The organism is Paenibacillus sp. G34 (assembly GCF_056856875.1).
In genome coordinates, this window is sequence record NZ_CM166469.1 from 2827896 (window position 1) to 2842994 (window position 15099).

The following is a 15099-nucleotide window of genomic DNA, read 5'->3' on the forward strand; positions in this document are numbered from 1 at the left end:
GCGTACAAACCATGGCGGTCTGTACTCTGACGATCCCCGGCAGGACTCTTTGGGAAGCGTTTTTATCATTGTAAAAGAATGTGCGCATGACGGTAAGTCATAAACGTCAGCCTGCTATAATGACAAATATCAAGTATGGACCATGATATTTGTCATGGTCAGTTTCCGTTTTACATGATACAGAGCACGAAAAGATGACGTATTCAAATGTCCTTTGCACAAATGACGCAACAATTTGTATTATGTATACAAATTTTTCGAAGAGCATGGTAGAATCTATCCTGGAGTGTATATGACAGCTTATATGGTAGAGAATTATTTTTGGAAGTGTTAGCTTAGGTGAGACAATTTTTAGAAGATGTAGATGAAGCCTGATTTGATTTTGAAAAGATCCAAGTAAATTGATTTTAAAGAGTTTAGATGAAGTACATTGATTTTAGAAGATCTAGATAAGTACATTGATTTTAGAAGGTTTAGATAAGCTATGTTATTATTTTTGGATGGATTGGATGGAGCGCTGAATGAAAAGAAGAATCACGGATATTTTATTTATTATGGCTGGTGCGTTTCTGTTTGCGCTGGCGGTAAACTTGTTTGTCATCCCTAATGATCTGGCAGAGGGTGGCGTGACAGGGATCACCATCATTTTGTATTATCTGTTTCACTGGTCTCCCGGACTGATGAACCTGATCCTGAACGGTATTCTATTACTCGTAGGTTACAAGTTCCTGGATCGAACGACGACAGTATACACGATTATTGCGGTTATCTTTAACTCGCTGTTCCTGCACCTGACAGAAAGCTGGAGCATTGCGTCAGATGAACTGTGGGTTAATACTATTTTTGCAGGTGTATTTGCAGGTCTCGGGATCGGTTTAATTGTTAAAGTAGGGGGAACAACGGCAGGTACGGTCATTCTGGCACGGCTTGCGAACAAATACCTGGACTGGAATATTAGCTACGGATTGCTTTTCTTTGATCTGATTGTGGCGTTCTCTTCTTACTTTATCATTGGGCCTCAGGGCTTGATGTGTACGATTGTGTTGCTATTTGTGGGAACCAAAACGATGGAGTTTATCATTGAAGGACTCAATCCGAAAAAGGCAGTCATGATCATCTCAGCCAAACAAGATCAGATTGCGAAGCAGGTCATTGAGAAGATGGATCGTGGGGTTACGGTTTTGTCCGGCCACGGTTATTATACGAAGAATCCGAAAGAGATTTTGTATATTGTGATCAGCAAGCAAGAAGTTCCGATGCTGAAGAAAATTGTACGAGCCGAGGACGAGATTGCATTTATCACCATTCATGACGTGCGCGACGTATTCGGAGAAGGTTTTATTGAGCTTTCGAAGTCATAGTTTGTTTTACTGGTTCAATGTAAAAAGGACGAAGTGGAGATAATTCTCGCTTCGTCCTTTTTACGTTATGGAATGATATGGCCTTCGATAAAAATAAAAGCTTATTCAGTCGTTTTTTTTCTGATTCAACGTGATTGTAGGGGATGTCATTTGCATGAGATGTATTGGCGGAAAATATGCTGTACACACTCCAAAGTGGATGATATATTGAATTTAATTCGTTAAGAAACTTAACTAACTATGAAGTGGAGGTGATAAAATGGCTGGCACACCGCAATATATCCGCAATCTGAATGAAAACTTGATTATGGATGCCCTGATAGCACAAGGCACTATGTCGAGAGCGGATATCAGCCGTCAAACAGGACTTAGTAAACCGACAGTATCATCAGCGGTAGAGCACCTGATCGGACGTAATCTGGTGAAGGAGACAGGCAGAGCCGACAACGCCCAAGGGCGCAAGGCCACGTTAATTCAATTTAATGAAACGGCTTATTATGTCTGCGGGGTTGATATCGGGGCCACACGTATTCGAATTGCCTTATCTGACTTGAATGGGAAAATCGTTACATATTCCACCTATCCGCCAATGGATCGAAACATGAAAAGAGTGTCAGGGCCAGAATTCGTTCAGTCACCTGAAGAGGCAGAAGTGGAGGGCAGTCATCCTTCATTCGAATCATCTGAAATGCCTGTACTTCATGTGCTTTACGGCTATGTGGATCAGTTGCTTCAGGAAAACGGGCTTCAGTGGAAAGATATTCGCTGTATCGGATTTGGAATTCCGGGTGTTGTCTTGCCCGGGTCAGGAAAGATTAGCCGAATTGTAGCCCCGCTTGCAGGTATGGAGAAGGAGTTCTCGCGTGATGCTTTAGACCGTACTTTTCCATGTGACGTCATTTTGGACAATGATGTGAATCTCGCTGCTCTCGGTGAATACAGCAGAGGGGCTGCAAAGGACTCACCGCTTTTTATATTTTTCTCAATCGGGGCTGGAACGGGTGCAGGTATTATGGTTCAGGGACATTTGCTGCATGGATTGGGTGGTTTAACCGGTGAAGTAGCTGAGATGCGCATGGAAGATGGCCGGCGTCTGGAGGATGCGTTGTCGGCTGATGGACTGATGCGACTAGCAAAGCGCCATTTCTCGAGCGAGCCTTTCAGTTCAGAGATGCAACCTGAGGATGTCTTTGCGGCGACTCGGAGCGGAGAGGGATGGGTTTTAAGCATGATGAAGGAGTACAGTCAGATGATCGCTTCGGCGTTGCGTCAGATTAGCACGTTGCTCGCCCCTGAATTAATCGTGCTTGGAGGCGGCATTGGCGGAAATGGTGATGTATTGTTACCTCTGCTAAGGAAAGCTGTTGCCGAGCACTTTCCGGTGCAGCCACAGCTGATATGTTCGGAGCTCGGAGAACGAGCCGTCGTGACTGGGGCTGTGCAAGTGGCGCTGCAGCAGACCATGATGAATCTCCAGCAAGAGGCACTTGAAGATTAGCAGCCTATATTGATTCGAACTTTTTGAAAAACCGTTGTACTACGTTCAACTAACAGTTAATAGTATACCTGCCAAGGAGGAAAGTGTAATGACAGAAACGGTTCAAGGCACCACGGCAAGTCAGCAGTCAGAGCTGGATGGCCTGAGACATCTGCAGAATGAAGGATTAAAGGGAAAAACTTCATGGATCGCCGGTGTTGATATTGGCGGTACTAAAACACTAATGTTGTTATCCACGCGGAAGGGCGGTGGAGAAGTTCATGAGCGTAGATTGCCGACGCAAGCCGCGGATCAGCCGGAATCCTTTTTCCAATGGTTATTTGCCGAATTACAAACGTTCTGCGAGGAAGTTGGATGTGATTGGGATCAGCTCGCGGGTGTCGGACTAGGTTTCCCGGGTGTTATTTTGCAAGATGAAGCTGTGCTTCGAAACGCTCCTGCATTTCAGTGGCCCGAAGAAGATATTCGGCCGATTATCGCCAAGTATTACAGTGGAAAGATCGTTCTGGATAACGATGTGAATATGGCAGCTATGGGAGAAGTGGATCAGGGAGCAGCCAAAGGACATCGTCATAGTGTAATGGTAACCGTGGGTACGGGCATTGGGGCTGCACTCGTCCTGAATGGAGAACTTTACAGTGGACAGCAGGGGGCAGCTGGCGAGATCGGACATTTTATTGCAGGTGACGAAGGGTTGACTTCTGAATATGTGGCAGATGGAGATGCATTCGGTGTGTTTGAACAAATTACGTCTGGCACAGGAATTACGGAGCGGGCGAGGCATTATTTTACATCGGGAAAAGGAAATGAACTATCCCTGATCTGGAGTCTGGCGGGAGGCGAAGTGCAGCAGATTGAAGCAAGACATGTGTTCAAGGCGGCTGAGTCAGGCGATGTAGCTGCACTTGAAATTCTGGAACCGCCAATGCGTTATATGGCAAGAGGACTCGCTAATATTACGGCGCTGCTGAACCCATCGATTATTGTGCTCGGTGGCGGAGTAGCTGCATCCAATCCAACCTATTATCTGAATGAAGTTGAGGCTCGGCTGAAACGTTATGTTGTGCTTCCGATCCAAGTGGTCATTGCAGAACTTGGCAATAAAGCAGGGGCTATCGGGGCGCTCGCTTCCATTAGACGTCATCTTGAACGTATGTAAAGGCTAGTGATAGGAGTAAACCATACACAGAGACTACAGAAATAAAAGGATGGAGATCCGGATGAGCGATAGACATATGACGGCTAATACAAAAAAAACAAAAGCCGAATTCAAAGAAGCAAAAGCGGTATTAATTAAATTGCAGGGTTTATATCTCTTTATGGGACTTGCCGGAGGCATCTTTAACCCTTACATCAATCCCATTCTGGTTGCACAGGGTTTTTCGAGTAAGGATACCGGATTTATTATGGCCTTTGGAACATTAATATCCATCATTCTCCAGCCTGTCTGGGGAATTTTGGTGGATAAATTCAAAAAGACACGCCTTGTTTTGGTCATCAGCCTGCTTGTTCCAGCAGCGTTAGCGTATTTTTATAATATTCAGGTATACATTATTTTAATTTTGATCTATACTTTATGCACTATATTTCAAGTGACACAGATACCTGTAGCTGACTCCTATGCGGTAACGGCAGCAAGAGCGGCGAATACCTCATACGGTATGATTCGGCTGTTCGGAAGCCTGGGGACAGGGCTTGGCGGATTCGCTGCAGGGATGTACCTCTCCCAGTTTTCTATTCATATGTTATGGTTGCCCTTTCTGCTTTTTAACATCTTGAGCGCAATACTGGCGGGCACACTCCCCAAGCAGACGAGCATTTCCTCGTCCTCGGTAACCTTCTCCGTAGGTTTGGCAAGATTGCTACGAAATCGTACGTTCCTTCTCTTTCTCACCGGTTGTTTTCTGGTGAATCAGACGCTCACGGCGTTTAACTCCTTTTTTGTTATTTCATTTCAGATGGCTGGCGGCTCAGTTGCCTTGACGGGTACAGCTCTTTTGATCGCTTCTATCACTAATGTACCCTCCATGCTTGTAGCCGCTTATGTGTTACGCAGGTGGGGACATGAACGAACCATGTTGCTGGCGGCGGGAGCCTACATGTTGCGCTGGGGAATTCAATGGTTGTGGCCGAGTCCTGAAGTGATGATTGGTGTTCAGGTGTTGCACGGATTGTCGTTCGGATTTTTCTATATCGCGGCAGTGGAATATGTAGCGTCTGTTACTGGACGTGAAATGCAGGCGACAGGTCAAAGCTTATTTAACATGGTGTTCGCAGGACTCGGAGGCATTGTGGGGAATATGCTTAACGGCTACTTACTGGATACGGGCGGCCCGTCAACGATGTATCTGGCTTGTACGATCAGTGCGGCAATGGGGGCAATCATTCTGTACATCGTCAGCCGACAAGCCAAAGAACAGAGAAGGGCGTACCCGTTAGCGTAGAAACAAGTATAGAAAGAGACTACAAATAGGCTACAGATAGATTAGAAACTAAAGAAAAACGGAAGGAACTGAGGCCTATGAAGGTAAATTTAGAACGGAGTACAAAGTTGAAAGCATCGAGCTGTATATTCTCGACGTTGCCGATCCTGCTCGTCTATCCGTGGTTGCAGCGATTTTTCATCAGCGGTGTAATGGTAGGTGCTGTGAAAGGTTAACGTCTCAGGAGGTCATAGGCATGACACAACCGATGGTTAAGAAGATGTCCAAGGAACAGCAGCATCTGGTTCACCAGTCCATGGTCATGATGGATCGTTTTCATGACGATGAATTTGCATTGCTTCGCAGCTTTGAAGACGATGCATCACAGCACGGTACACGAGGAAGTGCGCATTATGCGCTGGGTTTGCTTATTCGTCAGGAGCCCGGCGATGTGGAGCGGGCTGTTCGTGTCCTTCATAAAGTGCTTGATTATCAATATGATGCACCGGAAGAAATTTATCACGGCACCTTCGCGACCCAGACGAATGAAGGGCACCCACCCGCGGGTCATTATGCATGGAAATCATTTGCGCCAGGCACGGCATATTTCCTGGAACGCACCTTTGAGAAGGTGTCTGCGCAGTTTATTCATAATCTGCAGCAAGAGAATGATTTATTGAAGGAAGGCTCGGACGCCAAACGATTGAGAGAACTGTTTTATGACTCTGTGAACGCTGTTTTGCCCCCGGTCTGGATCAGTTACGATCCAAACTGGCGGGAATTTATTGCTTGCGTGTGTGCGATTGCCACAGCGGAGTTTGTAGAGCATCTACCAGATGAGCTTATTCAGCGGATGGATGAAGCGATGGTGCGTGCCGTTCAAGGCTCTGTGGATCGCAGACGGTCAGATGTGATTCCGATGAACACCAATATTGAACTGATGCATATTTTTATTACCCATTATTATGGACATCGGTTCCAGCGAGCGGATTGGATTCAGCATGCGGATGCACAGGCCGAAAGTCTGTTACAGGAGTTTGAGCAGTTCGGAGGCACGTTTGCTGAGTTCAATACCACGACCTATTACGGGGTGGATCTCGCCGTACTTGGCATGTTCCGAAAGTATGCCATAACTGAGCGCATGACTGAAATTGCTCACCAGATTGAACATGGACTATGGAACAATATTGCACTGTATTACAATGCCAATCTGGAGAATCTCTCCGGGCCATTTGCTCGTGCGTATGATATGGAGATGCGGGAGCATAGCTCCATCGGTGTGTTTCTCTATCTTTTGTTAGGAGAAGGTTACGAGTATCTAACAGGCATGAACTGCGAATCGGGGCATGATCCGATGATCGCGTTGTTGGGTGTTGATGTCCCTGAAGAGGCTGTACCGTATTTCAAAGCCCATCAGGGAGATCGACTTGTGCAAAAGCAGTTCATGGAGCTGTGCGAACGGAGCGATCCAAAAGCGAATCGAAATTTGTGCACCGCTTCGGCCTGGATTGGTGAGAGAAGAATGATGGGAGCGATGTCCGGCAGTCGCAATACCAACGGCCAGATGCATCCGGCAACGATTCATTGGCAGACCGAGACAGGAGAGCGGTATTACCTGCGTCTTGTTCGGCGTGAAACAGGTGGAGACTGGAACAGTCATTTGCGCGGCATCACTTTTGAAGCGGAGGTCACGGCGGAGTCATTGCAAATTGAGGTGCAGCTGGATACGGCGGAGGAGATCGAGGTTTATTTTGAAATTAAAGGACCTCACTTGCATCCACAGCATTTACAACCAACACGCTGGACGCTTCCGGGGCTAACCTGTTCTGTAAAAGCAGAAGCGCCAGCGCCGACAGTGCTCATGTATACGGATTATGCTGAAATAATTTACCTCTATGTTCCGGGCATGACGGAAAACCGGATGAGGTTTGAACTCGGGATCAGTGAATAGATCGATGATGTGAGACGGTTAACACAGGGTTAGGCAAGAGACGATGAATGGACGTTTTAGAAGGCTCTATTCGAAGGGGCTATTAGAAAGAAGGATATTACAAGGCTATTAGAAGGGCTATGGTAGGGTTAAAGGAAGGAGGCGGGCAGAGTAAATGTACACAGACAAGAAAGAATACTCATTCTCGACATGTTGGAATATCAAACGCCATACGACGGGCGAAGGCATGATCGAAGAGATTCTGTCGCTTGGATTTAGGCAGGTGGAGTTGAATTATAATGTGACGGATGAGCTATTAAAGACGATTGAACCGATGATTGAACGTGGGCAAGTGGGTGTATCGAGCGTGCACAACACGTTTCCGCATGTAGCCGATCCGGATTACGGTACGGATTCCGTGTTACTTGGATTTGATGATGAGCCGCGGCGTAAACGGGCAATTGAACTGTTGCTTCGTTCTGCCGAATATGCTCATCGCTACGGTGCCAAGGCAGTTGTTGTTCACCCTGGGGAAGTGCCGTTTGAGTATAACATTGATGAAGCTCTGAAAAAGATCTATCACGAGCAAGGCAAGGATTCACCGGCTTATCAAGCGTTGTGGCAGGAGATGCTGGAGAAGAGACAGGCTAGAAGTGCCCATTACTTGAAACGTATTCAGGAAAGTCTGGAAGAGGTATGTGATCTGTCCGAGCAACGCGGATATGGTGTGAACTTTGGTATTGAAACCCGTTCACGCTGTTATCAGATGCCAACGCTGCAGGAAGCAGGAACAATCATTGGTCATATGAAAGGTGCTCCGCTGGGATTATGGTATGATATCGGCCACGGCATGATGATGGATCGCATGGGATTGTATGACAATGTGCGCGAAGCAAATGCGCTGATCGATCATGTCGTGGGCGTGCATATCCATGAAACGGTAGGATTGTCTGACCACTGGTGTCCGTATATTCATAGTCAAGACATGACTTATTTTGATTCATTCCTGGATATCATTGATCGATCTCCAGTGAAGGTGTATGAGCTGAAAGCGGCCTGCACACCCGAGGAGATTGACGAAAGTCATAAACTCATTACAGCTCGTATTGCTGAACGTCGGGAGAAAATGAAGCAGGCGAACGAATTGTGATGCAGTAGTGGAATTGGGGAAGTACAAGGTACAACGAGCGCGAGTAAGTACAGAAAACATAGAACCAACCACAGAAAACACGGATAACACAAGACGGCAGAAACCGCAGAAAGCACAGAAAGCACAGAAAGCACAGAACGACAGAAACCATAGAACGACACAAACACAAAAACCACGAGATGAGGATATACTCTTTCGTGGTTTTTTTACCGCGTCGAAACTAGAGTGTATTAAGCAGGTTATGGGAAGAGTGGAATGGAGAGAGCGATTGAACGGAACGGTGATACAAAAACGTTAACGTATCTCAAAAGCAATGCAAAATGAGATCTAATCCTCACCCTAAAAGTTCTAACGATCACCACGAACCTTATTTCCTCCAAAAACGACAAAATAAAATTCTAACGATCACCAAAGAGCTTATTTCGTTGATTCAATAACTTTTCGAGTGTGTTTAGGCCTTTTTTCGGAAAATAACGTTACCTGAGATCGTTAGAATTTTTGTGGACCTGGACCTGGACCTGGACCTGGACCTGGACCTGGACAGCTCCAACCTTCCCGAACCTCGCAATTTTCCCACCTCAGAATCCTAGCATCTCCGAACTCTAGCACCTCAAAATCCTTTCACTCATACATTCGTCGTTCCAATTCAGCAAAAGCAATCGCGAGATCATCACTGGAATTGTCGATATATGCAACAGATTCGGACGGAAGCGGCCAGGCCACGCGTTTTCGTTCAAGAGATGAACGGAACGCATCCCAGTTAGCCAGTTTCCATTCATCTAATGGAGATTGTCTCGCTGTGATTCGTTGGTGATACAATGCTTCGTTCTGTAAATAAACGTAAGCGACTCGAACATCGGTGTCATTGAGAGAGCGTCCGATGCGTGCGAGTTCCTGCTCAATCCAATCGGGCGTCTCGGTCTCTTTGGTAAAAGGCCCAACCACGAAAGTATCTACACCAAGTTGTACGTTATCCAAAGCGGCGTCCATCGTAATTCGATAACCCAGATCACGACATAGCCGTTTATATTCGGGTGAATCCCGGTCTGATGGATCAAGCCCTTGCAACGTCATGATGGCCTCTGCTGCTGGACGAAGAAGGATGTCCATGTCCAAAAATGCAGCTTTATATTTACGCGAGAGCGCTTTGGCGAGTGTAGTTTTGCCACTTCCGGCTCCGCCGAGAAAGAAAACGAGTTTACTCTTGCTCATGCGATAATGTCTCCTTTAATATGTGATAACAGTCTGTCTAAATTTTTGAAGATCGCAAAAAATTCTATTCATAGGTTAGGGCCAGATAGAGGTATTTTAACATAAATAGATCAACCGGGCTGGACTTAAAAGGAATAATAAGGTAATATGACACCTAGGTTAACTATGCATAGGTTTCCGATGTATTAGACGATGTGTTTAGGAAGGAGAGTTTTGCTTGCCGATCAATAAACAAATGATTAAAGGAAGTACAGAAACATTGATTTTAACGTTACTTCATACACAACCCATGTATGGCTATGAGCTAATTAAGGAACTGCATCGTCAATCCGAGGGCGTGTTTAGTCTCAAAGAAGGTACATTGTATCCTATCTTGCATGCCATGGAAATCGAGGGATGGGTTGAGGCTTATTGGGCAGAGGTAGAGGGCAGAAAACGCAAATATTACTCCATTCGAGATCAAGGCATACAGGCATTACAGGAGAAGAAAGCAGAATGGTCCTTATTTCGCCGTGCAATAGATCGTGTAATCGGTGAAGGAGGTTTAACCTGATGAATCTGAAGGAAGCGATAGAGCAGGGGAAGCAGACAGGAGAAAAGCAGCAAATTCAGATATATCTGGATCAAATCTGTGGTCATGTTAAGGCGAGTGAAGTACATAATGATCTTCGTGAAGAACTCGGGAATCATCTCGAAGAGATGATTTATGACAAGGAGCAGGAAGGATTTACATCGGAGGAAGCTGCCGCATATGCTATTGAACAAATGGGTGATCCGGCTGATCTAGGCAGAAGAATGCACAAAATTCACCGTCACCAGATGCACTGGGGATTATTGGCGGGAGTAATAGGCATGGCTATAATCGGCCTGGTTTTGTCATGGATTTATACGAATAGTGTATTAAGCTTGGGATATGAATACTCATCTGTTCATCTACTGTATACAAGCATGGGGATGTTAGCCATGTTGTTCTGTCTCTTTTTTGACTATAGGAAATGGATTAATTCTGCTTGGTGGGTATACATTCTAATGAATGTCCTCTTATGGATTACCCCGGTGATAGCGGACTCGTATGGCGGCATGAATAGATTCCTTTCATTACCATATGGCTTGTCCATTGATGTTACCACATCTGCACTTTGGATAATGCCGATTGCGATCGGCGGAATTGTGATTCCTCATTTTCGTTCGGGTCTGCATGTACAAATGATCTTGACCTACATTGCATTAGTAGCTTTGCCTATGGTACTTATTTATCAAATCTCGGATTGGGTCCGATTATCGTTATTTGGGTGTATATCTTTGCTACTCTTCGGATGGATTACAAGAAAATGGTTGTATATGCTGATTACAGCCTGTTTTTGCGGAGTGGCTGCAACCTTGTTATTACTTATAACAGATAAATATAGTCGATTCGAAAGATTGTCTATTGTATTTAATCTAGATCAAGATCCAAAAGGTATGGGATTTACGAATAACGCTATTATCGATATCATCAAAACAGCGGGATGGTGGGGGAATGGAACGAGCATTCCGACAGGTTCAACTTTAAAATATCTTTATCTGAGTTTTCCCGGGGTGATGCTCGTTGATGTGTTTGGATGGCCTGCCTTTGCGCTGTTTTTTGTTGGCCTCGTGTGGTTTGTAAGTACATTATTTAAAATGCTGCCGCGTATACAAGACAAGTTTGGTTCAATCATTGTCCTTTCTATAACGGCTACACTTACACTTCAACTGAGTTATTCAGTTGCGATCATCACTGGAGTAGTTCCCATCATGAGTGTTAAATTTCCCGTTATCGGCTATGGTTCCCATGTGATACTTGAATACGCCATGATCGGATTGCTTCTTGGTGTTTATCGCCGGAAGGATACGGTTTCCTTAAGCCGTAATACAACTGTACCCGCCAGGGGCACAGTTTGACTTTACCTGAAAGATGATGGGGAGCTTTCAAGGTTCACAACTTCTCTGAGGGGAACCAGATATGCCGCAGATTAACCCATCCCTGACTGTTGAATGACATTCCGCGAACGGAAGGAAGATAAGCAGTTTCTACAGGTTTTTGGGATAAAATGAACATCAGATGTTCACGGAGAAGGTACCCTTCCATTTCGGACAACGTTTGGCTTCGCTCTGTTGCATATGGGGATGCGGCAATGGATTCTAACCTATGTTGAACCAGCATTTGAGACTGGTGCTCCAGATGCTCAGATAAGGTAGCAAACAAATCATATCTGCGAAGCTCCACATCCCGATCTTGAATCAGAGAGAAAAGAATCAGATCGGATTCAAGTCGCCAATCTCCTTTGAATTGTTCCATGCTTCCTGTGTGTATGGTGCATAGAAAACCGGATTGTTCCAAAGCAAGTGCAAGCCACTCAGCATCCAGCCGATATTGCGGAATGGTAGCTATGTGCAATGCAATGGGCTCATCATAAGGAGAAGGCCCCAGCGAATATTGGTGACTCTCCGGTTTGTAATCCTGATGTAGAGGCCGATTCGGCACATTCTCTTGTACCTGATCAATACACTGATTCAAGTAGGCTCGTACACCCGGATCGTTTAACGGTCCGGTTTTTTGTGTGTTACACGTAAGCAACTTGGTAACGGTCACACCTGAACTTGCTTGTGTCCATGCCTTACCTACCGTTTTGGATGGATTATGTACAAGGTGGAAGAAAGGCGATTCCACCTGTTCGGTTGATCCGAGCCCCTGATTTTCATCAACATTTTCCACCGAAGTACTCCACGGAATTTGCAAAATATCCACCCGATCAATGAGAGCTCTCCCCTGAAAGTAGGCTGGATAAGCTTCAAGTCTGCACAGGTGATCATCCCATGCGGTTACTTTAAAAGGACCCGTTCCTACCGGTTTGGGCATAGGCTTTATCAGATTTGTTGGCAATTGTGCCTTATCTGCATCTGAGTTTGGCGTAACAATGACAGCCCGGCTAGTCGTCAAGAAGGACAAAAACAATTCCTGAGGTTTCTTCAAATCAAAGCGCACGGTTAGTGGATTCAACGCTTCAACGGAATGCACCTGTTGCACCACCTCACGGTATAACGTACGGCGTTCCGTGGATTGCAATCGTTCAAATGTATAGACAACATCCGAAGCCGTAAGCGGCTTGCCGTTGTGAAAATAAACCCCTTTTCGCAAATGGAAAATCCATGTTTGTCTATCACCCGATACATCCCACGTATGCGCCAAACAGGGCATAATCTCTCCGTGTTCATCCCGCTGTACAAGCCCATCATAAACATGGCTGGTCACAAAAGACTCTGCGAGCAGATTGATATAGAGCGGATCGAGCGCATGAAGCTGTTGACGAAGGGGTAAACGGAGCGTATCAATCGGCTCATTGTTGGACCCAGATTCCGTGTGGTGTCCAGAATAACCGAGCAGCCACTGATTCAGAACATGTTGCATGGACATTGAATTGGAAAAAGCTCTAACCTGATCAGCAGCTTCTTGTAGCTCTCGGCGATTCATTGCCTGCATCATATACTCCGCAGCAATTTGGTCGGCCGGTATCAGTAGAGACAGCGTAGAACGCCGCCCTCGCCCTCTCTGGGATTGCCAATTAATCCAACCAAGCGCAACCATTTTTTTCACGATGGTTAGTGTGTTGCGGTGGGTGCAATCTAGCAATATAGCGAGGTCGGCAAGAGTAATGGAATGTTCTGATGTATCTCCTAGCTGGTTGTGTAGCAGCAAATATTGCTGATGCAGTTTCAACGAAGCTTCCCCCTTGATGGCCTAATTCGATTTCTTAACCAAATATCTAAAATAAGAAGTTATATCGATCAATATTTCTATTTATATTCTTATTTTATCATCTAAAATAAAACGTAGATAGATAAATGGAGGTATTTCCCATGATTGATAAAATAATGTCTTCACCCCATCGTGCGATAATTACGCTGCTAACGGCTGTATTGCTTGCAGTTATGCATCAATATTTATTTTATGACCTTGATATCGGGGTGTCGTATCCGATCTTTGTTATCCTGTTTTATAGTTTTATGTACATATTTGCCAGAGATCGAATGAGGGCATTAACGATTGTTGATGTCTGGATCGCAAGTGTGATTCTTCTGTTATCACTGACATATCTGTTATTTGATAATGTTTTGTTTCAGGTACTCAACTTCATGATTATCCCAAGTCTTGTCATGCTGCATCTGGCTTATGCCATGGGGAGGAAGAAGCGGCAATGGTGGGAGTTACGTTTGATTGGTACAGCGATAGACCATGTGCTTCCGCAAACGATTCGTCACTGGGGAACGATTGGTTCCATGATGGTCAGAGCCGGAGGGCGCAAAATGGATAAAACACAAAAAGTGATCGTATTCAAAGTGCTGATCGGTTTATTGGCTTCAATACCTTTTCTGCTTGTGGTGCTCACCTTATTGTCTTCTGCGGATGGTGTCTTTAATGCCTACTTATCTGGCTTTCCAGAGTGGTTAGATCAACTCGCACTCATGCCGATGCTGCCCCGAATCATCTGGATTATAGTGGCAGCCATCATGTTTTTCGCTTACGTCTGGGGATTTGTGCAGCCGATGCAATATGAAGCAGAGAGATCAGAGAATGCCCGTTGGAAAAGTAGTCCAGATTTATCGGCAGTTCAGCCGCATCAAGTTGCTGAGCAATCTAAGCCTAACTCGGAGAAGGAAGGAGAGAGTATACCTGTATTCACTCCCGTAACTCCTCTTAAGCAGTCCGGGCCTAAGCAAGAAGAGCCATTCAAGCTGGATTCAATTATCACGGCTACAATATTAACGGTCATGAACAGTGTTTACATTTTGTTTGTGCTTGTACAGTTTTCATACCTGTTTGGGGCAGGGAAAGGATATTTGCCAGAGGATTTGTCTTACGCCGAGTATGCAAGAAATGGTTTTACCGAGCTAGTGTTGGTCACTGGATTGAACTTTCTCATCCTGGTTGTTGTGTTGCAATATACTCAGATCAAAGGGAGAAGGGGTTTAATCGTACAGCAGGTGCTGCTCCTGATTCTGGTATGTTGCTCTGCAATCATGTTAGGTTCTGCATTTGTCCGTCTGAATCTGTATGAACAAGCGTATGGATATACTTACATTCGATTCCTTGTTCATGCCTTTATGATCTTTCTGGGGTTATTGTTAATCATCGCTGCGCTACGGATTCGATATACAAAGATACCGCTGATTCGCTGTTACATTGTGCTTGGACTGTCGGCTTATACGCTAATGAACTATATGGGGATGGATAACCGAATTGCGGAGCTTAACATCGAACGTTATCACCAGACAGGCAACATCGATACCGCCTATTTGGCAAGTTTATCTGCAGATACTTTACCGTTACTGAAAGAGTTTGCAAGCAAAGAATTTCCGGAATTAGAGACTCATTTGATGGATCGTAAACAAGTTCTAGACATGCATGTGAAAGATGCGAGTTGGGTTTCATTTAATTTTGCGAGACATCACGCTAGGTTAGATTTGTCCAAATGAAGAACAGGATAGAGCGGAGTTTGGATTTC

General features: G+C 45.2%; 11 protein-coding genes and 1 pseudogene. 10 read left to right on the forward strand and 2 right to left on the reverse strand.

Annotated features, from left to right (window positions below; translation table 11 throughout):
- Positions 1–521 precede the first annotated feature (521 nt).
- The 7 genes and pseudogenes from AC1VYS_RS13015 to AC1VYS_RS13045 all read left to right on the forward strand — a co-directional run bounded on the left by AC1VYS_RS13015 (position 522) and on the right by AC1VYS_RS13045 (position 8362).
- Entirely contained in the window at positions 522–1361 is an 840-nt protein-coding gene (locus tag AC1VYS_RS13015) for a YitT family protein (RefSeq protein ID WP_482914588.1), read from the forward strand.
- A 259-nt stretch (positions 1362–1620) separates the two neighbouring features.
- The gene (locus AC1VYS_RS13020) at positions 1621–2859 is read left to right on the forward strand and encodes an ROK family transcriptional regulator (RefSeq protein WP_482914589.1); all 1239 of its coding nucleotides are present in this window, start codon (positions 1621–1623) and stop codon (positions 2857–2859) included.
- Between the two features lie 88 nt (positions 2860–2947).
- Positions 2948–4018, forward strand: a complete 1071-nt coding sequence (locus tag AC1VYS_RS13025) for an ROK family protein (protein WP_482914590.1) — start codon at positions 2948–2950, stop codon at positions 4016–4018.
- Positions 4019–4094: 76 nt separating this feature from the next.
- The gene (locus AC1VYS_RS13030) at positions 4095–5303 is read left to right on the forward strand and encodes an MFS transporter (protein ID WP_482934524.1); all 1209 of its coding nucleotides are present in this window, start codon (positions 4095–4097) and stop codon (positions 5301–5303) included.
- A 107-nt stretch (positions 5304–5410) separates the two neighbouring features.
- Positions 5411–5518 (forward strand): annotated as a pseudogene (locus tag AC1VYS_RS13035) (ABC transporter permease); the annotation flags it as partial.
- Positions 5519–5538: 20 nt separating this feature from the next.
- Positions 5539–7233, forward strand: a complete 1695-nt coding sequence (locus tag AC1VYS_RS13040; RefSeq protein ID WP_482914592.1) for a hypothetical protein — start codon at positions 5539–5541, stop codon at positions 7231–7233.
- 154 nt (positions 7234–7387) lie between these two features.
- The gene (locus AC1VYS_RS13045; protein WP_482914593.1) at positions 7388–8362 is read left to right on the forward strand and encodes a sugar phosphate isomerase/epimerase family protein; all 975 of its coding nucleotides are present in this window, start codon (positions 7388–7390) and stop codon (positions 8360–8362) included.
- Positions 8363–8983: 621 nt separating this feature from the next.
- Here AC1VYS_RS13045 and AC1VYS_RS13050 read toward each other — a convergent pair.
- On the reverse strand, positions 8984–9574 hold the full coding sequence (locus AC1VYS_RS13050; protein WP_482914594.1) for a P-loop nucleotide/nucleoside kinase family protein: 591 nt from the start codon (positions 9572–9574) through the stop codon (positions 8984–8986).
- Between the two features lie 217 nt (positions 9575–9791).
- Between AC1VYS_RS13050 and AC1VYS_RS13055 the strand changes: the two genes are divergently transcribed.
- Both AC1VYS_RS13055 and AC1VYS_RS13060 read left to right on the forward strand, forming a co-directional pair.
- Complete coding sequence (locus AC1VYS_RS13055; RefSeq protein ID WP_482914595.1) at positions 9792–10127, forward strand: PadR family transcriptional regulator; 336 nt, start codon at positions 9792–9794, stop codon at positions 10125–10127.
- Entirely contained in the window at positions 10127–11497 is a 1371-nt protein-coding gene (locus tag AC1VYS_RS13060; RefSeq protein ID WP_482914596.1) for an FtsW/RodA/SpoVE family cell cycle protein, read from the forward strand. Before AC1VYS_RS13055 ends, AC1VYS_RS13060 begins: the two co-directional genes overlap by 1 nt.
- Positions 11498–11531: 34 nt before the next feature.
- Here AC1VYS_RS13060 and AC1VYS_RS13065 read toward each other — a convergent pair whose 3' ends face one another.
- The gene (locus AC1VYS_RS13065; RefSeq protein ID WP_482914597.1) at positions 11532–13313 is read right to left on the reverse strand and encodes an ABC transporter substrate-binding protein; all 1782 of its coding nucleotides are present in this window, start codon (positions 13311–13313) and stop codon (positions 11532–11534) included.
- A 140-nt stretch (positions 13314–13453) separates the two neighbouring features.
- Here AC1VYS_RS13065 and AC1VYS_RS13070 point away from each other — a divergent pair, with 140 nt between their 5' ends.
- Positions 13454–15070, forward strand: coding sequence for a DUF4153 domain-containing protein (locus AC1VYS_RS13070; protein ID WP_482914598.1), 1617 nt, complete (start codon positions 13454–13456; stop codon positions 15068–15070).
- The last annotated feature ends 29 nt before the right edge of the window (positions 15071–15099 follow it).